At 58.0% G+C, this 23,308-nt stretch carries 21 protein-coding genes; 6 read left to right on the forward strand and 15 right to left on the reverse strand.

Features of this window, described 5'->3' with window-relative positions; all coding sequences use genetic code 11:
- The first annotated feature begins 102 nt into the window (after nt 1–102).
- Entirely contained in the window at nt 103–1,479 is a 1,377-nt protein-coding gene (gene creD / locus BN1135_RS16275; RefSeq protein ID WP_042022943.1) for a cell envelope integrity protein CreD, read from the forward strand.
- 66 nt (nt 1,480–1,545) lie between these two features.
- On the opposite strand, the gene glmU is transcribed toward creD, so the two are convergent.
- The 15 genes from glmU to mioC form a co-directional block, all read right to left on the reverse strand.
- Nucleotides 1,546–2,907 carry a bifunctional UDP-N-acetylglucosamine diphosphorylase/glucosamine-1-phosphate N-acetyltransferase GlmU gene (glmU, locus tag BN1135_RS16280; RefSeq protein ID WP_042022944.1) on the reverse strand — a complete coding sequence of 454 codons (1,362 nt, stop codon included), beginning with the start codon at nt 2,905–2,907 and terminating at the stop codon, nt 1,546–1,548.
- Nucleotides 2,908–3,000: 93 nt separating this feature from the next.
- A complete protein-coding gene (locus tag BN1135_RS16285; RefSeq protein WP_005342354.1) occupies nt 3,001–3,429 on the reverse strand; it encodes a F0F1 ATP synthase subunit epsilon in 429 nt (142 codons plus the stop codon).
- Between the two features lie 18 nt (nt 3,430–3,447).
- Entirely contained in the window at nt 3,448–4,836 is a 1,389-nt protein-coding gene (gene atpD, locus BN1135_RS16290) for a F0F1 ATP synthase subunit beta (protein WP_042022945.1), read from the reverse strand.
- Nucleotides 4,837–4,869: 33 nt separating this feature from the next.
- The gene (gene atpG, locus BN1135_RS16295) at nt 4,870–5,736 is read right to left on the reverse strand and encodes a F0F1 ATP synthase subunit gamma (RefSeq protein ID WP_042022946.1); all 867 of its coding nucleotides are present in this window, start codon (nt 5,734–5,736) and stop codon (nt 4,870–4,872) included.
- A 43-nt stretch (nt 5,737–5,779) separates the two neighbouring features.
- A complete protein-coding gene (gene atpA, locus BN1135_RS16300) occupies nt 5,780–7,321 on the reverse strand; it encodes a F0F1 ATP synthase subunit alpha (RefSeq protein WP_042022947.1) in 1,542 nt (513 codons plus the stop codon).
- Between the two features lie 15 nt (nt 7,322–7,336).
- Nucleotides 7,337–7,870 (reverse strand): F0F1 ATP synthase subunit delta, encoded by a 534-nt coding sequence (gene atpH, locus BN1135_RS16305; protein ID WP_042022948.1) that lies wholly within the window; start codon nt 7,868–7,870, stop codon nt 7,337–7,339.
- A gap of 13 nt (nt 7,871–7,883) precedes the next feature.
- Complete coding sequence (gene atpF / locus BN1135_RS16310) at nt 7,884–8,354, reverse strand: F0F1 ATP synthase subunit B (protein ID WP_042022949.1); 471 nt, start codon at nt 8,352–8,354, stop codon at nt 7,884–7,886.
- A gap of 55 nt (nt 8,355–8,409) precedes the next feature.
- The gene (gene atpE, locus BN1135_RS16315) at nt 8,410–8,652 is read right to left on the reverse strand and encodes a F0F1 ATP synthase subunit C (protein ID WP_005307205.1); all 243 of its coding nucleotides are present in this window, start codon (nt 8,650–8,652) and stop codon (nt 8,410–8,412) included.
- Between the two features lie 58 nt (nt 8,653–8,710).
- Entirely contained in the window at nt 8,711–9,493 is a 783-nt protein-coding gene (atpB, locus tag BN1135_RS16320; protein ID WP_042022950.1) for a F0F1 ATP synthase subunit A, read from the reverse strand.
- A gap of 8 nt (nt 9,494–9,501) precedes the next feature.
- Entirely contained in the window at nt 9,502–9,912 is a 411-nt protein-coding gene (locus tag BN1135_RS16325) for an ATP synthase subunit I (protein ID WP_042022951.1), read from the reverse strand.
- Between the two features lie 190 nt (nt 9,913–10,102).
- On the reverse strand, nt 10,103–11,011 hold the full coding sequence (locus BN1135_RS16330; RefSeq protein WP_042022952.1) for a ParB/RepB/Spo0J family partition protein: 909 nt from the start codon (nt 11,009–11,011) through the stop codon (nt 10,103–10,105).
- Nucleotides 11,008–11,811, reverse strand: coding sequence for a ParA family protein (locus tag BN1135_RS16335; protein WP_042022953.1), 804 nt, complete (start codon nt 11,809–11,811; stop codon nt 11,008–11,010). Before BN1135_RS16335 ends, BN1135_RS16330 begins: the two co-directional genes overlap by 4 nt.
- Nucleotides 11,812–11,837: 26 nt before the next feature.
- Nucleotides 11,838–12,464: a 16S rRNA (guanine(527)-N(7))-methyltransferase RsmG gene (gene rsmG / locus BN1135_RS16340; RefSeq protein ID WP_042023014.1), complete on the reverse strand. Its 627-nt coding sequence runs from the start codon at nt 12,462–12,464 to the stop codon at nt 11,838–11,840.
- Between the two features lie 21 nt (nt 12,465–12,485).
- Nucleotides 12,486–14,375 (reverse strand): tRNA uridine-5-carboxymethylaminomethyl(34) synthesis enzyme MnmG, encoded by a 1,890-nt coding sequence (gene mnmG / locus BN1135_RS16345; protein WP_042023015.1) that lies wholly within the window; start codon nt 14,373–14,375, stop codon nt 12,486–12,488.
- 508 nt (nt 14,376–14,883) lie between these two features.
- A complete protein-coding gene (gene mioC / locus BN1135_RS16350) occupies nt 14,884–15,333 on the reverse strand; it encodes an FMN-binding protein MioC (protein WP_042022954.1) in 450 nt (149 codons plus the stop codon).
- Between the two features lie 396 nt (nt 15,334–15,729).
- Between mioC and BN1135_RS16355 the strand changes: the two genes are divergently transcribed.
- From BN1135_RS16355 to fhuB, 5 genes are all read left to right on the forward strand, one after another.
- Nucleotides 15,730–17,826 carry a TonB-dependent siderophore receptor gene (locus BN1135_RS16355; RefSeq protein ID WP_042022955.1) on the forward strand — a complete coding sequence of 699 codons (2,097 nt, stop codon included), beginning with the start codon at nt 15,730–15,732 and terminating at the stop codon, nt 17,824–17,826.
- Nucleotides 17,827–17,906: 80 nt separating this feature from the next.
- Complete coding sequence (locus tag BN1135_RS16360; protein ID WP_042022956.1) at nt 17,907–19,553, forward strand: multidrug ABC transporter permease/ATP-binding protein; 1,647 nt, start codon at nt 17,907–17,909, stop codon at nt 19,551–19,553.
- A 46-nt stretch (nt 19,554–19,599) separates the two neighbouring features.
- On the forward strand, nt 19,600–20,364 hold the full coding sequence (locus BN1135_RS16365) for an ATP-binding cassette domain-containing protein (RefSeq protein WP_042022957.1): 765 nt from the start codon (nt 19,600–19,602) through the stop codon (nt 20,362–20,364).
- Nucleotides 20,365–20,398: 34 nt separating this feature from the next.
- The gene (locus BN1135_RS16370; RefSeq protein ID WP_042022958.1) at nt 20,399–21,283 is read left to right on the forward strand and encodes an ABC transporter substrate-binding protein; all 885 of its coding nucleotides are present in this window, start codon (nt 20,399–20,401) and stop codon (nt 21,281–21,283) included.
- A complete protein-coding gene (gene fhuB / locus BN1135_RS16375) occupies nt 21,280–23,262 on the forward strand; it encodes a Fe(3+)-hydroxamate ABC transporter permease FhuB (protein ID WP_042022959.1) in 1,983 nt (660 codons plus the stop codon). Before BN1135_RS16370 ends, fhuB begins: the two co-directional genes overlap by 4 nt.
- The last annotated feature ends 46 nt before the right edge of the window (nt 23,263–23,308 follow it).

Genomic DNA, 23,308 nt, shown 5'->3' on the forward strand with positions numbered 1-23,308 from the left:
TGATTTGGGAAACAACGCCCTTCTTCACCACCACTTCACACAAGCCCATCACCCCTTCACTTCGGGCAGACAGACTCGTTCCATCCAACAAGGAGACGTGTCATGGTCAAACAGATATTCACCCACAAGATCTTTCTGCTGCTGTTGCTCAGCCTGCTGTTGATGGTACCAGTGCAATCCATCATGGAGCTGAACCGGGAGCGTCAGGCTTACCGCAGTCAGGCCATTCACAGCATCATGGCCAGCAGCAGCGGCCCGCAACGGCTGATGGGGCCCATTATCGTGCAGCCCTATACCCGCTCGGTGACGGTCGAACAGGAGGGCAAACGCTTCGTCCGCCAGGAGCAGATCTACCGCTACCTGCTGCCGGAGCAGCTGGATATCAAGGCCAACATGGAGGTCACCCCGCGCAAGCTGGGCATCTATCAGGCACAGGTCTACCAGACCCGGCTCACCCTCTCGGGCCGCCTGCCCACCCGACAGAGTCTGCTGAATAACGCGACCTCACCGCTTGATGAAGCGGCCGAGCTGGTGGCGGGTAAACCCTACCTCAGTCTGGTGCTCTCCGATGCCCGCGGTATCAACAGCGTCCCCGAGCTGCAGCTCGGCACCCAGCGGATCCCGTTTGCCCCCGGCGCCCGCCTTGGTGACGCACTGGCGGGTATCCATGCCCCGCTCGACAGCCTGCCCCAACAGGATGGCACCTTTCATCTGGAGCTCAATCTGCAGGGGATGAACGCCCTCGACATAGTACCGCTGGGCAAGGAGAGCACCCTGCTGCTGGCGGGCAACTGGCCCCATCCCAACTTTATCGGCGACTTTCTGCCGGGCAGTCGCACCCTGAACTCGCAAGGGTTTGAGGCCAACTGGCAAACCAGCTGGTTCGCCAGCGACATGGAGACTCGCTTTAACCGGATGATGAACGGGGGCGATAGTAATCTCTCCACCTTCAGCGTCAGTCTGGTGCAACCGGTGGATCACTATCAGCTCAATGAGCGGGCAGCCAAATATGCCCTGCTGTTTATCGGCCTCACCTTTATCAGCTTCTTCATGTTCGAGCTGCTCAAGGGGCTGCGGGTCCACCCGATCCAGTACGCGCTGGTGGGCATGGGGCTGGCCATCTTCTATCTGGTGCTGCTGGCACTGACCGAGCACCTCGGCTTTGGTTGGGCCTATCTGGTGGCCGCGCTGGCCAGCGTGCTGCTCAACGGCTTCTATCTCAGCCACGTACTGGGCGGCCCGAAACAGGGGATCGGCTTCGCGGCGCTGCTCGGGCTGGTCTATGCCATCCTCTACAGCCTGCTGCAGGCCGAAGAGATCGCCTTGCTGCTCGGCGCCCTGCTGCTGTTCGCCACCCTGGCGCTGATCATGATGCTGACCCGCAAGCTCGACTGGTATCAGGTGATGGACTACAGCGCCCCCGTCACCACATGGGCAGCTCCCCAACCATCGACCAGTGACACCAGCCATCAGTCATAAGTCATAAGTCATAAGCCAAAAAAAACCGGCGCCATCAGGCGCCGGTTCTATTTTATTGATCGGGCATCACTTCTTCTTGACCGGGCGAGCCCAGTTTTTGATGTGACGCTGGGGCACCCGGGTGATCACCAGCTCATTCTCGGCCACATCCTTGGTGATGGTGGAGCCCGCCCCCAGGGTCGCGCCCTTGCCGATACGCACCGGCGCCACCAGCTGGGTATCGGAGCCGACAAACACATCATCTTCGATGATGGTCTGGAACTTGTTCACGCCATCGTAGTTGCAGGTGATGGTACCGGCACCGATATTCACCTTGGCACCCACCTCGGCATCACCCAGATAGGTGAGGTGACCACACTTGGAGCCAACCCCCAGCCGGGATTTCTTCATCTCGACGAAGTTGCCGACGTGGGCATCCTGCTCCAGCACGGCACCGGGGCGCAGACGGGCAAACGGACCGACCGAGCACTGATCGGCAATCTGGGCACCTTCGATGACGGAGTAGGGCTTCACCTCGGTGTGATCGCCAATGACGCAATCCTTCAGCACGGCACCGACACCGATACGCACATGATTGCCCAAGACGACCTTGCCTTCGATGATGACGTTGACGTCGATCACCACCTCTTCACCGATCTCAAGAGTACCGCGCAGATCGAAGCGAGCCGGATCGATCAGGGTGACACCGGCGATCATCAGCTTCTCGGCCTGCATCTGCTGATAGCTACGCTCAAGGGCAGCCAGCTGCACCCGGTTGTTGGCCCCTTCCACCTCGGCAGCATGATCCGGATGTACCGCTGCAATCGGGCAGCCATCGCCGTGCGCCATGGCGATCACGTCGGTCAGATAGAACTCGCCCTGAGCATTCTTGTTGTCCAGACGGGAGAGCCAGCTGCGCAGCTGACCGCCGTTGGCCACCAGCACGCCGGTGTTCACTTCGCGGATGGTCAGTTGCTCGGCGTTGGCATCTTTCTGTTCGACGATGCCGACCACCTGACCGTTTTCACGGACGATACGGCCATAGCCGGTGGGGTTGTCCAGCACCACGGTCAGCAGGGCCATGCCATCGCTTGCCTTGGCAGCCAGCAGTCGTTGCAGGGTCTCTGGCTGGATCAGCGGGGTATCGCCGTACAGCACCAGCACGTCGTCTTCATCCTTCCAGAACGGGATGGCTTGGGCAACGGCGTGACCGGTCCCCAGCTGCTGCGCCTGCAGCACCCAGTTCACGTCGGCCGCCACGATCCGCTCTTGCAGCAGCTCGGCACCGTGGCCATAAACCAGATGCAGCTGCTCGGCGCCGACCTGACGGGCGGTATCGATCACATGGGAAACCATGGGTTTGTTGGCTACCGGGTGCAGCACCTTGGGCAGAACGGAACGCATACGGGTACCTTTACCCGCAGCCAGGATCACGACGTTGAGGGACATAAATTGGCCTTTGGAACATGAGAAATACTCGGCGGAGTCTATCCAACGGGTAAAAAAAAAGCGACCCGAAGGTCGCTTTTTACATCACCGTTATTAGCGGTAATTCTTTTTGACGATATCGATAACCCGCAATTGGGCCATCGCCTTGGCCAGCTCGGTGGCGGCCTGGGCGTAGTCGATATCACCATGGGAGCTGTGGATCCGCTCTTCGGCTGCGCGCTTGGCTTCCTGGGCTTTCGCCTCATCCAAGTCGTCAGCACGAATCGCGGTGTCCGCCAGCACGGTCACGGATTCAGGTTGTACTTCCAGCATACCGCCGGAGATGTACAGCACCTCTTCAGTTCCGTTCTGCTTCACCAAGCGGACCAGGCCCGGCTTGATGGCAGTCAGCAACGGAGCATGACCGTGACGGAGACCCAACTCACCTTCGGAGCCTGATACCTGAGCAGTTTGCACGCGGCCGGAAAACAGTTTTCCTTCGGCGCTCACCACATCCAGGTGAAAGGAGATCATCTCTGCCATGGGCCCTCCTGTCGAGGCTTACAGTTTCTTGGATTTCTCGACGACTTCGTCGATACCGCCAACCATGTAGAACGCCTGCTCGGGCAGATCGTCATACTCGCCTTTCAGGATGCCCTGGAAACCACGGATGGTCTCTTTCAGCGGCACGTATTTACCCGGAGAACCGGTAAACACTTCTGCTACGAAGAACGGCTGGGACAGGAAACGCTCGATCTTACGGGCACGGGCTACGGTCAGTTTGTCTTCTTCTGACAGTTCATCCATACCCAGGATGGCGATGATGTCCTTCAGCTCTTTGTAGCGCTGCAGTACGGTTTGAACACCACGAGCGGTCTCGTAGTGCTCTTTGCCAACTACCAGCGGATCCAGCTGACGAGAGGTAGAGTCCAGCGGGTCAACGGCCGGGTAGATACCCAGTGCCGCGATCTGACGGGACAGTACAACGGTCGCATCCAGGTGGGCGAAGGTGGTCGCCGGAGACGGGTCGGTCAAGTCATCCGCAGGAACGTAAACGGCCTGAACGGAAGTGATGGAACCGGTCTTGGTGGAGGTGATACGTTCTTGCAGAACACCCATCTCCTCGGCCAGAGTCGGCTGGTAACCTACTGCGGAAGGCATACGGCCCAGCAGTGCGGATACTTCAGTACCGGCCAGGGTGTAACGGTAGATGTTGTCCACGAAGAACAGCACGTCACGACCTTCGTCACGGAACTTCTCGGCCATGGTCAGGCCGGTCAGCGCCACGCGCAGACGGTTTCCGGGCGGCTCGTTCATCTGACCGTAAACCAGAGATACTTTGTCCAGTACGTTGGACTCCATCATCTCGTGGTAGAAGTCGTTACCCTCACGGGTACGCTCACCTACACCGGCGAATACAGAGTAACCACTGTGTTCGATCGCGATGTTACGGATCAGCTCCATCATGTTTACGGTTTTGCCTACACCGGCACCACCGAACAGACCCACTTTACCACCCTTGGCGAACGGGCATACCAGGTCGATAACCTTGATGCCGGTCTCCAGCAGATCGTTGCTGTTGGACTGATCTTCGTAGCTGGGAGCAGCGCGGTGGATAGACCAACGCTCTTCTTCACCGATCGGACCTTTTTCGTCGATTGGCTCGCCCAGTACGTTCATGATCCGACCCAGAGTCGATACACCGACCGGCACCTGGATGGATTTACCGCTATTCATTACTTCCAACCCACGACGCAGACCGTCGGAGGAGCCCATAGTGATGCAACGAACGACGCCGCCACCGATCTGCTGCTGAACTTCCAGCACCAGACCCTGACCTTGACCTTCGCTGACGACTGTCACTGCATCGTACACCTGGGGCACGGCATTCTGCGGGAACTCGATGTCCACCACAGCGCCGATGATTTGGACGATGAAACCGTTACTCATGTCAAATCCTCTAAACCTTTGATAACCCTTGCCTTACACCGCAGCAGCACCGGATACGATCTCTGTAAGTTCCTGGGTAATACTGGCCTGACGGGCCTTGTTGTACACCAGTTGCAGATCGTTAATCAGGTTGCCGGCGTTGTCAGTCGCGGCTTGCATGGCAACCATTCGGGCTGCCTGTTCACTTGCCAAGTTTTCCACTACCCCCTGGTACACCTGGGACTCGACGTAGCGAATCAGCAGGGTATCCAGCAGTTGCTTGGGATCCGGCTCATAGAGGTAATCCCAGTGGTGTTTCTTGGCGAGCTTGCTGTCTTCAGTTATGGGCAAAGGCAGCAGTTGATCGACTCGTGGTTGCTGCACCATGGTGTTGACGAACTTGTTGTACACCAGATACAGCTTGTCAATCTCACCGTTGTCGTAAGCCTTCAGCATGACCTTGACTGAACCAATCAGGTCATTGACGCTCGGGTTATCGCCCAGTCCTGCGACATGAGCTTTCACCTTGGCGCCGTGCCGTTCAAAGAAGTTGGAGGCCTTGTTACCGATCAATGCCAGGTCAACCTTGGCACCTTTCGCGCTCCATTGCTTCATATCATTGAGGGCAGCCTTGAACAGGTTAATGTTCAGACCACCACACAGGCCACGGTCGGTGGAGACGACGATGTAACCCACTCGCTTGACCTCACGTTCGATGAGGTAGGGATGCTTGTATTCCAAGTTCCCCTGAGCGATATGGCCGATCACCTTGCGCATGGTTTCAGCGTACGGACGGCTGGCAGACATGCGTTCCTGCGCACGGCGCATTTTGCTTGCTGCCACCATTTCCATAGCGCCGGTGATCTTCTGAGTGTTTTTCACACTCCCGATCTTGTTACGTATCTCTTTTGCGCCGGCCATCTCTTACTCTCCATCAGGTGGCAGCTCGCGCTGCCACACACGCTTACCAGGTCTGGGTTGCCTTGAAGTCATCCAGCAACGCAGTCAGCTTGCCAACGATCGCGTCGTTGTAATCGGCCTTGGCATTGATTTCAGCCATCAGCGAACCATGCTGGGTATTGGCGTAAGAGAGCAGAGCGGCTTCGAAGTCGACGATCTTGTTCAGCTCGACATCGGAGAGATAGCCTTTCTCGGCGGCGAACAGCACCAGCGACTGCTGGGCAACGCTCATCGGAGAGTACTGCTTCTGCTTCATCAGCTCGGTCACTTTCACACCGTGATCCAGCTGCTTGCGAGTCGCCTCGTCCAGATCGGAAGAGAACTGGGCGAATGCCGCCAGTTCACGATACTGGGCCAATGCGGTACGGATACCACCGGACAGCTTCTTGACGATCTTGGTCTGAGCAGCACCACCTACACGGGATACGGAGATACCCGGGTCAACCGCCGGACGAATACCGGAGTTGAACAGCTGTGAAGTCAGGAAGATCTGACCATCGGTGATGGAGATCACGTTGGTCGGAACGAACGCAGATACGTCACCAGCCTGGGTTTCGATGATTGGCAGGGCGGTCAGAGAACCGGTCTGGCCTTTCACGGCACCATTGGTGAACTTCTCTACATACTCGGCGTTAACGCGAGCAGCACGCTCCAACAGACGGGAGTGCAGATAGAAAACGTCGCCCGGGTAAGCTTCACGTCCTGGCGGACGGCGCAGCAGCAGGGAGATTTGGCGATAAGCTACGGCCTGTTTGGACAGGTCATCATAGATGATCAGCGCGTCTTCACCGCGGTCACGGAAGTACTCACCCATGGAGCAACCGGCATACGGAGCCAGGTACTGCAGGGCAGCAGCTTCGGAGGCAGAGGCAACCACCACTATGGTGTTGGCCAGGGCACCGTGCTCTTCCAGCTTGCGTACCACGTTGGCGATGGTGGAGGCCTTCTGGCCAATCGCAACGTAGACACACTTAATGCCGGAATCTTTCTGGTTGATGATGGTGTCGATCGCGATGGCGGTCTTACCAACCTGACGGTCACCGATGATCAGCTCACGCTGGCCACGACCAATCGGGATCATGGCATCGATGGCTTTCAGGCCGGTCTGGACCGGCTGGTCAACAGACTTACGCTCGATAACGCCCGGTGCGATCACTTCGATCGGCGAGAAGCCGTCGTTGTCGATCGGACCTTTACCGTCGATCGGCTGACCCAGGGTGTTCAACACCCGGCCCAACAGACCACGACCTACCGGCACTTCCAGAATACGGCCAGTACCTTTTACTTTCATTCCTTCTGACAGACCGTCATAGGAACCCATGATCACCGCACCGACGGAGTCACGCTCCAGGTTCAATGCCAGAGCGAAGCGGTTGCCCGGCAGCTCGATCATCTCACCCTGCATGGCATCGGCCAGGCCGTGAATACGAATGATACCGTCGCTCACAGAGACGATAGTACCTTCGTTACGCGCTTCGCTTTTGACATCAAACTGCGCAATGCGCTGCTTGATCAGCTCGGCGATTTCAGTGGAATTCAGTTGCATGCTCTAATACCCCAATCAAGATTGCAGCGCGTCAGCCATGCGATCCAGCTTACCGCGGACTGTGCCGTCGATTACCAGATCACCGGCCTTGATGAGCACCCCGGCCATCAAGGACGCATCCATGCTGCAATTCAGCTTCACTTTGCGCGCGAGACGTTGTTCCAGAGAAGCCTGAATATTGGCTTTCTGCTGGTCGGTCAGTTCGATCGCCGAAATCACGTCAGCCTGAACTTCTTTATCCAGTTCAGCCTTGAACGCTAAAAATTCAGCAACGACCGCCGGCAGCACACCCAAGCGACCATTCTCGGCCATCACCCTGATCAGGTTCTGGCCATGCTCGTCGAGTTGCTCACCGCAGATACCGACAAACAGCGTTGCCAGTTCTTCGGCAGCCACAGAGCCGTTTACCAGGTTGTGCATGGTTTCGTTTTCCGCTACTTGCGCAGCGAAACCGAGCATACCCAGCCACTGGTCAACCGCCTTGTGCTCAACGGCAAACTCGAAAGCAGCCTTGGCGTAGGGGCGAGCGATTGTAGTCAGTTCAGACATAGCCCCGTTCCCGTTACAGTTCTGCTACCAGTTTGTCGACGATGTCGCTGTTGGCAGCCTGGTCGATTTGACGCGCCAGGATCTTCTCTGCACCAGCAATTGCAAGAGCAGCAACCTGCTTACGCAGTTCTTCTTTGGCACGATGACGTTCAGCTTCGATCTCGGCACGGCCCTGAGCCAGGATTTTTTCCCGCTCAGTCTGAGCACCTACGGCAGCTTCATCAATGATCTGGGCTTTACGTTTGTTAGCCTGTTCAATGATTTCAGCAGCCTGCAGCTTGGCTTCTTTCAGCTGATCGGTGGCGTTGGCCTTGGCCAAATCCAGATCTTTCTTGGCACGTTCGGCAGAAGAGAGACCGTCAGCAATAGCTTTCTGACGGGTTTCGATGGCAGCAATCAACGGCGGCCATACGTACTTCATGCAAAACACAACGAAGAAGAAAAAAGCAATTGCTTGGCCGAGGAGGGTGGCGTTGATATTCACAGCCGATGTCCTCTTAAGTTAGTTAATGGGTTATGCCTGGATGAGTCGCAACGACTTAGCCAGCAACCGCAAACATCACGTACAGACCCAGACCAACGGCGATCATCGGGATCGCATCCACCAGACCCATTACGATGAAGAACTGGGTACGCAGAACCGGGATCAGGTCAGGTTGACGCGCAGCACCTTCCAGGAACTTACCACCCAGGATACCGATACCGATGGAAGCACCGATAGCAGCCAGACCCATCATCATTGCCGCAGCGATGTACAGCAGGTCCATGTTCAAGTTTTCCATGAGGATCTCCAGTTATTTAGATGTAATTGATTGTATAAAAAGGATTATTTGAGTTGCATCAATTATGGTCTTCCTGCGCCATCGACAGATAGACGATGGTCAGAACCATGAAAATGAATGCCTGCAAAGTGATGATCAGGATGTGGAAAATTGCCCAAGGCACGGACAGGATCCACTGTGACCACCAGGGTAACAAACCCGCAATCAGGATAAAGATCAGTTCGCCAGCATACATGTTGCCGAACAGTCGAAGACCCAGAGAAACAGGTTTGGAAATCAGCGTAACAGTTTCCAGGATGAAGTTAACCGGGATGGCAGCCGGGTGGTTGAAAGGCTGAAGCGTCAGCTCCTTCACAAACCCACTGATACCCTTGACCTTGATGCTGTAGTACAGGATCAAGAAGAACACGCCCAAAGCCATGGACATGGTGATGTTAACGTCAGCGGAGGGAACCACACGCAGATAGGGGACACCCATCAATTGTGCAGCGTGAGGGATAAAGTCAACGGGGATCAGATCCATGAAGTTCATCAGGAAGATCCACACAAACACCGTCAGTCCCAAAGGTGCGATGACCTTGTTGCGACCGTGAAAGATGTCTTTGACGTTACCATTCACAAACTCGACCAGCATCTCCACAAAGCACTGCAGCTTACCTGGTACACCACTGGTAGCATTAACTGCTACACGGCGGAACAACAGGATAAACAGGGCGCCTAGCACGACGGAAAATATCATTGAGTCGATATTGACCGTCCAGAACCCGGACCCGACTTGAAGGTGGGTCAGGTGGTGGGAGATATATCCCTGAGGAGTCAGGACTTCTCCGGTTGCAGACATGAGTTTTCCTAATAGTGGTTGTTAAGCGTGAATGAGACCATCCACTGTACAACGAGGGCGAGGATATAAGTGGCAAAAAACGAGACGGTAACGACCTCGACTCCCGCACCGAACAGCAGGGCAAACAGGCCCGCCGTCGAAATGAGCTTAATCCCAGCCCCACCATAAAAGTCCCGCAAAACCAGGCCTACACTCTCGGCTGTCACCTTGCGGCGCAACACCCAGACAGTAAACAAGGCTTGAGGAACCCAGTACATCCCCCCTCCGTAGAGGGCGGAATAACCGGCGCTGGCACCAGTCAGGTAAAACCAGACGGCACTCATCGCCAGGATCAGGATGAGCTGACAAACGAGCATAACCAAGGCCAGTGTCAAACCTTCCAAGGCTAATTTCTGCTTCACCAACCGACCCCTGAACATTACAGAACTGTAAAAAATCGGGATCCGAAGACCCCATGTTAACAGCTCTTAAAGCCGGTCAAATTATACCCTTGAGGGCAGCTATTGCAATATGACAAAAATCCTTATTTTTTGCGGCCTTCCGCAGAGAATTAAGGTTACGTTCATATCAAAAGTAATGGATGTTTTATTACTACAAAAAGCGTAAAAATCACGATTCCGACACGCCAAAATAGCCCAATATGCGGTCCAAATCGGACAAGTTCTCGTAACTTATTACTAACTTACCGCTATCCCGCTTGCCAGGCTGAAGCTGTACCTGATAGCCAATTTTTTCTGCCAACTGGCGTTCCAGATAACCAATTTGGGGATCCGTGACCGGTTCCAGCTTGGCTTTGGCCGGTTCGAGTGCCTTTTTCACCAGTTTTTCGGTATCCCGTACAGTCAGTCCCTTCTGGGCAACCAACTTGGCCAGATCTGACTGAGCCTGGCCACTGAGCGTCAGGAGAGCACGGGCATGACCCATATCGAGGTCACCGTGCTCAACGAAACGCTTCACGTCATCGTTGAGCTGGTTGAGGCGCAGCAGGTTAGTCACGGTCGTACGCGACTTGCCCACCGCCTCGGCCACCTGCTGGTGGGTGAGTTCGAATTCGGTCAGCAATCTTTGTAAAGCGACTGCCTCTTCGATGGCATTGAGATCTTCCCGCTGAATATTTTCAATCAACGCAATGACCACCGCGGCCTCATCAGGGACATCCTTGACGATGCACGGCACTACGTCGAGACGGGCCAGCTGGGAAGCGCGCCAGCGCCGTTCACCAGCGATAATTTCGAAGGACTGTTCGCCGAGCGGGCGCACGACAATGGGCTGAATAACCCCCTGAGTACGGATCGAGTTGGCAAGCTCTTCCAGTGCGTCCTGGGACATATCCTTGCGGGGCTGGTACTTGCCTGACTGCAACCACTCCACCGGCAGTTTGCGCAGTTCGCCCTGATTGGTGGGGGCCATGGCCTGCTCGGTGCGCTGATCGCTCATCACCTGTTTTTGGCGGGCAGCCGTACTGGTACTGAGCAGGGCGTCCAGCCCTTTGCCCAGTCCGCGTTTCTTTGGCGTCATATGCTCTCTCGGTCTGCGATGGGCAGCTGACACTCTTGCTCCTGGCGACGGAGGATCTCGCCAGCCAGCGCCAGATAGGCCTTGGCGCCCACCGATGATTTGTCGTAGTGCATGGCCGGGGCGCCAAAACTCGGGGCCTCCGCCAGTCTAACGTTGCGGGGAATGATGGTGCGGTAGACCTTGTCGCCGAAGTGCTGTTTAAGCTGATCGGACACATCATTGGCCAACCGGTTGCGATGATCGAACATGGTGCGCAGCACCCCTTCGATCTTGAGCTGCGGATTGACCACCGCAGCCAGCTTGCTGATGGTGTCGACCAGGGCGGTGAGCCCTTCCAGCGCATAATATTCGCACTGCATCGGTACCAGCACAGAATCGGCGGCAGCCATGGCGTTCACGGTCAGCATGTTGAGAGAGGGGGGGCAGTCGATGAAGATGTAGTCGTATTTGTCCCGCACCGAGGCCAACGCATTGCGCAGGCGGATCTCGCGAGCAAAGAACTCCATCAAACGAATTTCTGCCGCGGTCACGTCGGCGTTGGCGGCGATCAGGTGATAACCACCGGAGGTTTCACGGATGATCACCTCAGCAACGGGGGCATCTTCGATCAGCAGTTCATAGGCAGTGCGCTCGACATCGTATTTATCGACACCACTGCCCATGGTGGCATTGCCCTGCGGATCCAGATCAATCACCAGCACCTTGCGCCGGGTGGCAGCCATGGAGGCGGCCAGATTCACACAGGTGGTGGTTTTACCCACACCACCCTTCTGGTTGGCTATGGCGATGACTTTTCCCACACGATCCCCTAAATAAAACTGCGACCCTATTCGGGCTGGATATGTTTGAATTCCAGCAGATGACGTTCGCCTTCCAGCTCCGGCACCCGCAACTCATGGCAGGCAACCAGACGGATATTGGCAGGCAACTGGGCAAGCTCCTGCTCGGGATATTGCCCCTTGAGCGCCAGGAAGCAACCCTGCTCGGATGGCAGATGATGACACCAGCTCAACATGTCCTCCAGCGAGGCAAAGGCCCGACTCAGTACCCCATCAAACCCGATGTCAGGTTGATACTCTTCAACCCGGGATTTGACTGGCGTGACATTGGTCAGACCCAGCTCCTGGATCACCTGACGGATAAAGTTGATCCGCTTGCCCAGGCTGTCGAGCAACACGAACTGCTTGTCCGGATTGATGATCGCCAACGGCAAGCCTGGCAAGCCTGGGCCGGTTCCCACGTCGATGAAGCGCTCACCGTGCAAGTGGGGACTCACCACCAGGCTGTCGAGGATGTGCTTGACCAGCATGGCGTCCGGTTCACGCACCGAGGTGAGATTGTAAGCCTTGTTCCACTTGTGCAGCAACTCGACTAGCTGCACCAGTTGGTTCTTTTGAGTATCAGTGATAACAATTTCGGCCTGCTTGAGCAGGCCGTTCAATCTTTCCAGCATGTTTTCCAACGGTAAGAATCCTCAGGCGGTTTTGCGCAGCAGGCCGTGTTTTTTCAGGTGAACCAGCAGAATGGAGATGGCCGCCGGGGTAATGCCGGAGATCCGCGAGGCCTGACCAATGGTCTGTGGCTTGGTATCGCTGAGCTTGGCTTTCACCTCGTTGGAGAGACCGTTCACCTGGTGATAGTCCATATCCTGCGGCAGCAGGGTGTTCTCGTTACGTAGCTGTTTGGCTACTTCATCATGCTGACGCTCGATGTAACCTGCATATTTGATCTGGATTTCAACTTGTTCTGCGGCGGCATGATCGCTCACCGAGGGGCCAACCCCTTCGATAGCCATCAGCGCATCATAGGTCACCTCGGGGCGACGCAGCAGCTCTTCCAGACTCTGTTCACGGCTTAGCGGGGTAGTAACCAGCGCATTCACCGCCGCCAGTGACGGGTGTTGCGGGTGGATCCAGGTCGATCGCAGACGCTGACGTTCCAGCTCAACCTGTTCCATCTTGGTGTTGAATTTGCTCCAGCGCTCATCATCCACCAGACCCAGTTCGCGACCGACGGTAGTCAAACGGACATCCGCGTTATCTTCCCGCAGCAGCAGGCGATATTCGGCGCGGCTGGTGAACATGCGGTAAGGCTCGCGGGTACCCAGGGTGGAGAGATCGTCCATCATCACCCCCATGTAGGCCTGATCCCGGCGGGGATGCCAAGGATCCTTGTCCTGGGCACGCAATGCGGCATTCAAGCCAGCCATCAGACCTTGCGCAGCAGCCTCTTCGTAACCGGTGGTACCGTTGATCTGGCCCGCGAAGAATAGGTTTGGAATGCACTTGCTCTCCATGTTGGCCTTGAGATCCCGCGGATCGAAGAAATCATATTCGATCGCGTAGCCAGGACGAGTGATGTGGGCATTTTCAAAACCACGAACGGAGCGAATGATCTGCACCTGCACATCAAACGGCAGGCTGGTGGATACCCCGTTCGGATAGAGTTCGTGAGTGGTCAGCCCTTCTGGCTCGACGAAAATCTGGTGTGCCGTCTTGTCCGCAAAACGGGTGATCTTGTCCTCGATCGACGGGCAGTAGCGTGGGCCGATCCCCTCGATCACCCCGGCGTACATCGGGCTGCGATCCAGGTTGTTGCGGATCACCTCGTGGGTACGCTCGTTGGTGTGGGTGACGTAGCAGGGCACCTGACGTGGGTGTTGGCTGGCATTACCGATAAACGAGAAGACCGGACGAGGATCATCGCCATGCTGGGCCTGCATCAGCGAGAAATCGACGCTACGGGCATCGATCCGCGGTGGTGTACCGGTTTTAAGGCGATCGATACGCAGCGGCAGTTCACGCAAGCGTTGAGCCAGCGCGATCGAGGGAGGATCCCCGGCACGACCACCCTTGTAATTTTGCATCCCAATGTGGATCAAACCGTTCAGGAAGGTGCCTACCGTCAGTACGACTGTCTTGCCGCTGATGCGGATCCCGCTTTGGGTCACCACGCCTGCCACGCGATCCCCGTCCATGATCAGATCATCGCAGGCTTGCTGGAAGATCTTCAGGTTCGGATAGTTCTCCAGCATATCCCGGACAACCGCCTTGTAGAGCAGACGATCCGCTTGAGCGCGGGTAGCTCGTACTGCTGGCCCCTTGGAGGAGTTGAGAGTACGGAACTGGATCCCGGCAAGATCGGTGGCACGCGCCATGATCCCGCCGAGTGCGTCAACTTCCCTGACCAGGTGTCCCTTGCCGATCCCGCCGATCGCCGGATTACAGGACATATGCCCCAGCGTATCGATATTGTGGGTCAGCAGCAGGGTATTCATGCCCATTCGGGCTGCCGCTGTTGCTGCTTCGGTTCCTGCATGACCGCCACCGACGACGATCACATCAAATTGTTCATGGTATTGCATTGGGATCACCTTGATCTGCACGCCTGAAGATCATTATTTGCCTGGGCTAAAGGGCGAAACATTCTATCTGTTTCGCGCCCTGAGGGGAACGTCTACTTAACGTTCAGTAAGAAGGGAGGATCCGGTAATTAGATCTTAAGGATCTTTAGATCGATCTTTTATTGGATCTACTATTAGGATCCACCCTTTCTGTTGATAAGCGCTTTTTGATCATAAAGATCATTAATTTAAGAGCGATCCTAGCTTGTGGAAAAGCTTGGATCCTGGCTCGGTGAACAGGGGGATAACCAGCACTTTTATACACAGGGCAGTTGGTCGTTGGATCTCATACATGGATAACTATAGGTTTTGCAGAGGTTTACACTGTAGTTATGCACAATCACCCTGGGCGTTGTGGGTAACCATGTAGAACAACTCATTCGGATCAATCTGTTAATAACCCAGTGGATAGTTGATCTGGGGATAAGTGGGAAGATCAAGTATTTTTTCAGGATCTTCCACCCCTTGATCAGGCGATCATCGCCATCCAGTCGCTGATCCACACTTCGGCGGCATCTTCCGGGATCTCGTGCTGGGTCACATCGATATCGAGCCGCTCGCCGATCCGGCTGGCACCGCACTCGGCCAGTAGCTGATCCAGCGTTTTGCCACCCTGGCAAAAGGTGTCATAACTGCTGTCTCCCAGAGCGATCACGCCATATTTCAGTGAGTTAAGATCCGGATGTTGCTCGGCAAGATCCTTGGCGAAGGGTTGCAGATTGTCTGGGACATCGCCGGCACCGTGGGTTGAGGTGACCACCAGCAGGATGGATCCCGCATCATCCAGTACCTCGGCAAGCTTGGCCGGGTTGTGGATCCGGGTCTGGTGGCCAGCCTGTTCCAGCAGGTTGGCGACGTGGTCTGCGACATATTCGGCAGCGCCCAGCATAGAGCCGACGACGATATTGAGTTTGGCCATGGAATGGATCCTGATTTCAGACAAAGAAACGCAAAGCCGGATTCTACCGCCAAAGGGTGTGGATAAATATGGATAAAGCTTGGGGATAATGGATCCACTTAGATCATCGCGCCGGCGCCTGGGTGACGATCTTTTTTCTGCTTCTTTATGTTGCTCTTCATTTTCTTCTCCGCGAATGGCTCTCCTGATGACTCCCATCCCCCGTAAAATCCAGCCAACGATGCAGTTAGATAACAATGCAGATGCAAATGATTAGCAATTATTGAATCGATTCGATCACGGCTCCTGTAGTAGGATTGCGCTGCTTTATTCGCCCATGGAACAGGGTGATGTCGTTAAAAACGACCAAAAATAACAATTAAAACAACATAACTCATTGATAGACGAGACTTTAATATGATTGCGCAAAAATACACTACAGGACCCGGCAAGAAGGGCGCCTTCGGCGTGCTTTCACTCTCCGGTTTGCTCGTATCCCTGCCGCTGATGGCCGAACAGGCCGCCGCTGAGCTGCCCAAAGCCAGCGAAACCATGGTGGTGACCGGTACTGCCATGAAGGTGGAAGTGCCGATGGCCGAGACCCCTCGCGCCGTTTCCGTGGTTAATCGCGAGGAGCTGGATCAGCACGCCGTGTTGCAGCTGGATGAGGCGCTTCGCTATCGTTCCGGCGTATTCACCGGCCTCTATGGTTCAGACAACAACACCGACTGGTTCAAGGTGCGTGGCTTTGATGCCGCCTCTTATCTGGATGGCAACCGGCTGTTTGGCACCGGCTATTACGTCTGGACGCCGGAACCGTTCGGTCTGGAGAGTGTGGAAGTGCTGAAGGGGCCAGCCTCGATCCTTTACGGTGAGGCGCCTCCGGGCGGGGTGATCAATGCCATCAGCAAGCGACCGACCGCCACGCCGCAAGGGCTGGTGGATCTGCAGCTTGGCAGCCGAGATTATCGTCAGGTCGGGGTGGATGTCTCTGACGCGCTTTCCGACAACAGCCGCTACCGCATGGTTGCTCTTTATAAAGAACGTGATGGCGTGCTCACCGGCACCTATAACGATCGGGTCTATCTGGCGCCCAGCGTCACCTTCGATCTTTCGGATCGTACCAGCCTGACCCTGCTGGCCAGTTTCCTGCACGACGAAGGGGTCCCGACCAACGGCTTCTTCCCGGTCTATGGCACCCTGAACACCTCGGGCGGCCAGATCGATCCCTCCACCAACCTGAGCCAGCCGGATTACGATCGCAATCGAAATACCCAGATCTCCACCGGTTACGAGTTGGCCCACCAGCTCAACCAGACCTGGGAGTTCAAGCAGAACGTCCGCTTCAACTACAACGATCTGCTGCTGCGCCAGACCTATATCTTCCCGACCTATGAAGGCACAACCGCCAGTCGTGGCCTGGTTTACCGCGATGGCAATACCAAGAGTGCCACTATGGATAACCAGATGGTGGGCTACTGGAACACCGACAGCACCGAGCAGACCTTGCTGCTGGGGGTGGATCTGCAGCGTCACGTCAATGAAGGGGTCGAGGCCGACAACTACGCCATGGGCTCCATCAATACCATGAACCCGGATTACAGCGGCTTCCCCGGTTTTGACGAGTCCACGGCTACCCACCAGAAGAGCACCAAGGGCCAGAGCGGTCTGTATGCCCAGCATCAGATCCGCTGGGACGATCGCTGGTTGCTGACTGCCGGTGGCCGTTTTGACTATGTGGAGACCCACAACACCAATACCAGCAAGGACGAGCGCCAGTACGATCACGAGCTATCCCTCTCGGGTAGCCTGATGTATCTGGCCGACAACGGCCTCTCTCCCTACTTTGCCTATGCCGAGTCGTTCGAGGTGTTGCCGGGGCTCGATCCCAACACCAAGAGTTCCTACAAGCCGCTCAAGGGCAAGCTCTACGAGACCGGCGTTAAGTATGCGCCTGCCTTCCTCGACGGTTACATCAATCTGGCGCTGTTCGATCTGGCCCAGACCAACTCGCTGGTCTCTACCGGTTCCGGCCAGCAGACCCAGGCGGGTGAAGTGACCTCTCAGGGGATTGAGCTGGAAGGGAGCGTGCAGGTTACCGATGCGCTGCGTCTGACCGCTGCTTATACCTACACCGATGCCAAAACCAACGACACCGGCAGTGGCGATCGCCGCGCCAGCCTGATCCCGCGCCACATCGCCTCCTTCTGGGGCAACTACAAGGTACAGCAAGGGGTGGCTTCGGGCCTGGAGTTGGGTTCCGGCGTGCGTTATATCGGTTCCAGCGTGGGTATTGGCGCCGTGAATGCGGACTACACCCCCATCTACGGCTCTGCCGAGGTGCCGGCCCATACCGTTTGGGATGCGATGATCGGGTATGACTTTGCCAAGAACTGGCGTGCCCAGCTCAACGTCAACAACCTGCTGGGTGAAACCTACGTGGCCAGTTGTGACTACTACTGCTACTACGGCGAGCCGCGCAGCGTAGTGGGCAGCATCAACTACCGCTGGTAACAGAGGGCAGGCGAGGGCTTTGGCCTTCGCCCCCTTTCCCCGTTCATTGATCTGAACATTTCTCTGCATAGCGGCCTGTCATGGAACTCTTGTCTCTGGTTTATCGCCAATATCGTTGGCCCTTTATCGCCATTACCCTGCTCAGTCTGCTCAGTGCCGTCAGCGGGATTGGCGTCATTGCCTTTATCAATCAGTCTCTTATCGAATCTATAGGAGATCCGCTGCCGATCCTCGGTCAGCTGGTCGGCCTGACTGTATTGCTGCTGGTGATCACACTCGGATCTCAGCTGGCCCTGACCACCCTAGGTCACCATTTTGTCTACCGGTTGCGTGGCCGTCTGCTCAAGCAGCTGCTGGATACCGATGTCGCCCGCATCCGCCAGATTGGTCAGGGGCCGCTGCTGGCCTCTCTCTCCAGCGATATCGGCCAGATCACCATCGCCTTCGTGCGCTTGCCGGAGCTGGTGCAGGGGCTGGTGCTCACGCTGGGGTCTGCCCTTTACCTCGGCTGGCTCTCTCCTGCGTTGCTCGGGGTTACCGCGCTCTGGGTTACCGTCACTATGGTGGTGGGCTGGCTGCTGGTGAACCGTGTTTATCGCCATCTCTCCCAAATGCGTCAGGCCGAAGATCGGCTCTATCAGAACTATCAGGCCATCATCGCCGGCAGCAAGGAGCTGGCACTCAACCGCGAGCGGGCCCACTTCGTCTACAACCAGCTCTATGAGCAGAATGCCCGTGACTACCGCCAGCAGATCATCCGCGCCGACACCTATCACCTGAGCGCGGTGAACTGGTCGAATATCATGATGCTGGGGGCCATCGGTCTGGTCTTCTTTCTGGCCAACGGCCTTGGCTGGGCCAACACCAATGTGGCCGCCACCTTCGCCCTGACCCTGCTGTTCCTGCGCACCCCGCTGTTGCAGGGGATTGGCGCCCTGCCGACCCTGCTTGCCGCTCAGGTGGCGTTCGACAAGATCGCCGCCCTCAATCTGGCCGAGCCGGATGCGGACTTCCCGCTGCCGCCCGCCATCCGCCCCTGGCAGCGTATCGAGTTGGAGCAGGTAAGCTTTCACTATCAGGGGGAGGGCGGTTTTGCCGTTGGCCCCATCGATCTGGTCATCGAAAAGGGCGAGCAGATCTTCATCATCGGCGGCAATGGCTCCGGCAAGTCGACGCTGGCCATGCTGCTGACCGGCCTTTACCAGCCGGTATCGGGCCGGATCCTGCTGGATGGTGAGCCGGTCTCCGATCGCAACGGCTATCTGGCGCTCTTCTCCGCCATCTTCACCGACTATCACCTGTTCCAGCACCTGCTGGGGCCGGAACCCAAGGATGAGCTGGTGGTCGAGTGGCTGGAGCGGTTGCAGATGGGCAGCAAGCTCACCATCGAGGATGGCTTTATAGCCGATATCGATCTCTCCCAAGGGCAGCGTAAGCGGGTCGCCCTGCTGCTGGCGCTGGCCGAGCAGCGCGAGGTGATGCTGTTTGACGAGTGGGCTGCGGATCAGGATCCCCAGTTCCGCCGCATCTTCTATCAGGTGCTGTTGCCGCGCCTCAAGGAGATGGGCAAGACGGTGATTGCCATCAGTCACGATGATCACTACTTCCCGCTGGCCGATCGCCTGCTGGAGATGCGTCAGGGCCAGCTCACCGAACTGACCGGCGCGCGGCGCGCCGCAGTGAGCCGCGATGCGATCGCCCACCTGGATTGCGAGGTGCCGGCTTGATGCTGGCACCGATGAAACTGGCGGTAAGCCAGCACAGGAATTGCTTATGTTCGAGATGAAATCAGCCAGCTTCACGGTCAATGACCGCACGCTGCTGCACCCCACCGACCTGCGTTTCGAGCAGGGACAGGTCTATGGCCTCATCGGCCACAATGGTTCGGGTAAATCGACCCTGCTCAAGCTGCTGGCACGCCAGCAACCCCTCAGCGACGGCGAGATCCTGTTCGATGGCAAGCCGCTGCCCGACTGGGGCAATCGGGAGTTTGCCCGTCAGGTGGCCTATCTGCCCCAGCATTTGCCGAGCGCCGAGAATCTGCTCGGGCGGGAGCTGGTGGAGATGGGCCGCTATCCCTGGCGCGGCCTGCTGGGCCGGATGGGGGCGGAGGATCACCGTCAGGTCGATCGGGCCATCGCCCTTACCCATACCGAACGCTTTGCAGATCGGCTGGTGGATACCCTCTCCGGCGGCGAGCGGGGCAGGGTCTGGCTGGCGATGCTGCTGGCGCAGGAGAGCCGCTTCATCCTGCTGGACGAGCCGCTGGCCGCGCTGGATGTGGCCCACCAGGTGGAGGTGCTGACCTTGGTCAGGCAGCTCAGCCGCCAGCTCAACCTCGGGGTCATCATTGTCATTCACGACATCAATATGGCCTCCCGCTTCTGCGATCAGCTGGTGGCGCTTCACTCCGGCCGCCTGCTCACCCACGGCGAACCTGAGGGGATCATGACCAGCGAGACCCTGAACGCCATCTATGGCATCCCGATGGAGGTCATTCGCCACCCGGCCTATGACCACGCCATCGCCATCGTCTGACCGGGGGGCTCTCTTGAACCGTTTATTGAAGAAGATGGCACCCTGCCTTATTAGCCTGTTGTTGCCACTTGTGGCGCAGGCCGACACATCCCCGATCGCCTCTGCACCGCCACCCCGTATCGCCACCGTCGACTGGACCATAGCCGAAACCCTGCTGGCGCTCGGGGTGACTCCGCTGGCGGTGGGGGATGCTGGCCCCTATCAGGCATGGGTCGGCGAGCCACGGCTACCCGCCGGGGTGGTGGATATAGGCCTGCGTACCCAGCCCAACCGCGAGCTGCTGGCCGAGCTCAAACCCGATCGCATCCTCATCTCGCCGCTGGCGGCACCGCTGGTGCCCACCCTTTCCCGCATCGCGCCGGTGAGCACCATCGCCCTTTATGATGCGCAAACCGATCTGTGGCAGCGGCTGCACGAGGTGACCCTGACCCTCGCCCGTATGGTGGGCAAAACCGCCGAGGGCGAACGGCTGCTGGCCGGGCTGGATCGGGATCTCGCCAGCATGCAGGCAAGATTGCCTGCGGGTCTGCCGCCCCTGCTGGTGGTGCAGTTTATCGATGAGCGCCATGTGCGGGTGTTTGGTCGCCACAGCCTGTTCGATGCGGTGATGACGCGGCTCGGTCTGCGCAATGGCTGGCAGGAGCAGACCAATGACTGGGGTTTCTCGGTGGTCAGCATCGAGCAGTTCATGACCTTACCCAATGCACGGCTGGTGGTGGTTGATCCCATCCCGGTCGGGGTGAGCGAACGGCTGCAGGAGCCTGGGCTGTGGCAGCATCTGCCGCTGGTACGGCAGGCGCCCGTGCTGCATCTGCCTGCGGTGTGGAGTTTTGGCGGCGTACTTGCCGCCCGCCGTTTCGCCGGTCTGCTCAGCGAGGCATTGCTGCAAGATGCCGTGCGTATGGAGGCTAGACAATGAAGCGACTGCTCACATCGCCGCTACTGCGACCGGTCTCGATCCTGCTGGGGTTGACCCTTTCGCTCGCGTGTTGGGATCTGGCTCGCCAACTGCCCGGTGCGATCTGGTGGCAGAGCCTCTTCGCCCCCAATCTGGATGACGTCAGCCAAGCGGTGGTGCATTTCAGCTGGCTGCCCCGCTTGGCGGTCACCCTGCTGGCCGGAGCTGCGCTCGGGCTGGCGGGCACCCTGATGCAGCAGGTGCTGCGCAATCCGCTCGCGTCACCCACCACTCTTGGGGTGGCCTCCGGCGCCCAACTGGCATTGATGATGGTGACCCTGTTTGCCCCCTCCTGGCTGCTGCTGGGGCGGGAGTGGATCGCCATGGCTGGCGGCAGCCTTGCGATGGCGCTGGTGTTCGCCCTGGCCTGGCGTCGTCAGCTCAATCCGGTGGTCATCGTCTTTGCCGGGCTGGTGATCAACCTCTATCTGGCGGCCATCAGCATGGGGCTCTTGCTGTTCTTTCAGGAGGAGCTGAAAGGTTTGCTGGTGTGGGGCAGTGGCTCGCTAGTGCAGAACAGCTGGAGCGGGGTGAGTTACCTGTTGCCCCGCCTGCTGGCAGCTGCGGTGCTGGCCGCTGTGCTGGTACGCCCGCTGGCGGTGCTGGAGTTGGATGATGCCAGCGCCCGTAGTCTGGGGGTCTCCCTCCAACACTTGCGACTGGCGGGGCTTGGCTTGGCGGTATTTGTCACCGCTTGCGTGGTGAGCGTGGTTGGGCTGATCGGCTTTATCGGGTTGGCCGCACCGGCCATGGTGCGGCTGCTCGGGATCCGCCAGCTTGGCCAACGGCTATTGTGGGCACCGATCCTCGGCGCCCTGCTGCTGGCGGCCACCGATTTGCTGCTGCAGAGCCTGAGCCGCTTCTGGCCAGTCTTGATCCCCACCGGCGCCATGACTGCCCTGCTGGGCGCACCGTTGCTGCTCTGGCTGATCCCGCGCCTTGGCATCAAGTCGGGTACGCCGAAGGCAAACGCCGTCCTGCTGGTGGCTCGCCATCTGGCTCCGGCTCGCCTTGTCGGCCTGTTGCTGGTCGGGCTGCTGCTGGCCATGGTCGCCTCCCTGCTGTTTGGTCAGGGGATGACGGGCTGGAGCTGGCCAAGCTGGCTCCGCTGGCAGGCCCAGCTGGAGTGGCGGTTGCCGCGCACTCTGGCGGCGGGAGCGGCCGGTGTGCTGCTGGCGCTGGCGGGTACCCTGTTGCAGCGCGTCAGCAACAACCCGATGGCGAGCCCGGAGCTGCTGGGGGTGAGTGGCGGCACCTTTATGGGGGTGATTACCACAGCGCTGCTGCTGCCCGCGTTGCCCCTGCCGCTGATGCTGGCCGGTGGCTTGCTCGGTGCCTTCGGCTGCCTGTTGCTGCTGGTGGTAGTCAATCGCAAGCACGGCTTCCAGCCGGAGCGGATCCTGCTGTCAGGTATTGCCATCACGGCACTGTTTGAGCCGTTGCAGGCCATCGCGCTGGCCAACGGTGACATGCGGGTGCAGCAACTGCTCTCCTGGATGTCCGGTTCCACCTACTACGTCACCCTGCCGGTGGCCTATGGGTTGGTGGGGCTGGCGCTGTTGATGCTGGCCGCCTGCCTGCTTGTAAGCCGCTGGCTCGATCTGCTGCCGATGGGAGCTGCGATGGCGACCGCGCTGGGCATTCGCCTCAACCGTGCCCAGCTCGCCATCCTGCTGCTGGTGGCCGTGCTCACTGCCAGTGCCACCCTGGTGGTGGGGCCGCTTTCGTTTGTCGGTCTGCTGGCGCCACACATGGCCAAGCTGATGGGGCTGGTGCGGGCACGCTGGCACCAGCTTGGGGCCGCAGCTTCCGGCGCCCTGTTGATGGTATCGGCGGACTGGGCCGGCCAGCAGGTCCTCTTCCCGCAGGAGGTGCCGGTCGGTCTGGTCTCCACCCTGTTAGGTGGCGCTTACTTCATGTGGTGTCTGCGCCGTCTCTAGGTGTGCGGACAAAAAACAGACAACAAAAAGCCCGGGTTCATCCCGG

Source organism: Aeromonas sobria (assembly GCF_000820145.1).
Classification (GTDB): domain Bacteria; phylum Pseudomonadota; class Gammaproteobacteria; order Enterobacterales; family Aeromonadaceae; genus Aeromonas; species Aeromonas sobria.

Coding starts and splice junctions, on each gene's coding strand:
- rsmG (WP_042023014.1), bottom strand. CDS start 12,464: ATGCTGGAAAGATTGAACGGCCTGCTCAAGCAGGCCGAAATTGTTATC.
- BN1135_RS16370 (WP_042022958.1), top strand. CDS start 20,399: ATGGCACCCTGCCTTATTAGCCTGTTGTTGCCACTTGTGGCGCAGGCC.
- BN1135_RS16365 (WP_042022957.1), top strand. CDS start 19,600: ATGTTCGAGATGAAATCAGCCAGCTTCACGGTCAATGACCGCACGCTG.
- BN1135_RS16325 (WP_042022951.1), bottom strand. CDS start 9,912: ATGTTCAGGGGTCGGTTGGTGAAGCAGAAATTAGCCTTGGAAGGTTTG.
- glmU (WP_042022944.1), bottom strand. CDS start 2,907: ATGTCCCTCAACGTCGTGATCCTGGCTGCGGGTAAAGGTACCCGTATG.
- BN1135_RS16285 (WP_005342354.1), bottom strand. CDS start 3,429: ATGGCAGAGATGATCTCCTTTCACCTGGATGTGGTGAGCGCCGAAGGA.
- atpA (WP_042022947.1), bottom strand. CDS start 7,321: ATGCAACTGAATTCCACTGAAATCGCCGAGCTGATCAAGCAGCGCATT.
- mnmG (WP_042023015.1), bottom strand. CDS start 14,375: ATGCAATACCATGAACAATTTGATGTGATCGTCGTCGGTGGCGGTCAT.
- atpG (WP_042022946.1), bottom strand. CDS start 5,736: ATGGCCGGCGCAAAAGAGATACGTAACAAGATCGGGAGTGTGAAAAAC.
- fhuB (WP_042022959.1), top strand. CDS start 21,280: ATGAAGCGACTGCTCACATCGCCGCTACTGCGACCGGTCTCGATCCTG.
- atpE (WP_005307205.1), bottom strand. CDS start 8,652: ATGGAAAACTTGAACATGGACCTGCTGTACATCGCTGCGGCAATGATG.
- atpB (WP_042022950.1), bottom strand. CDS start 9,493: ATGTCTGCAACCGGAGAAGTCCTGACTCCTCAGGGATATATCTCCCAC.
- mioC (WP_042022954.1), bottom strand. CDS start 15,333: ATGGCCAAACTCAATATCGTCGTCGGCTCTATGCTGGGCGCTGCCGAA.
- BN1135_RS16360 (WP_042022956.1), top strand. CDS start 17,907: ATGGAACTCTTGTCTCTGGTTTATCGCCAATATCGTTGGCCCTTTATC.
- BN1135_RS16355 (WP_042022955.1), top strand. CDS start 15,730: ATGATTGCGCAAAAATACACTACAGGACCCGGCAAGAAGGGCGCCTTC.
- atpH (WP_042022948.1), bottom strand. CDS start 7,870: ATGTCTGAACTGACTACAATCGCTCGCCCCTACGCCAAGGCTGCTTTC.
- BN1135_RS16330 (WP_042022952.1), bottom strand. CDS start 11,011: ATGACGCCAAAGAAACGCGGACTGGGCAAAGGGCTGGACGCCCTGCTC.
- atpD (WP_042022945.1), bottom strand. CDS start 4,836: ATGAGTAACGGTTTCATCGTCCAAATCATCGGCGCTGTGGTGGACATC.
- creD (WP_042022943.1), top strand. CDS start 103: ATGGTCAAACAGATATTCACCCACAAGATCTTTCTGCTGCTGTTGCTC.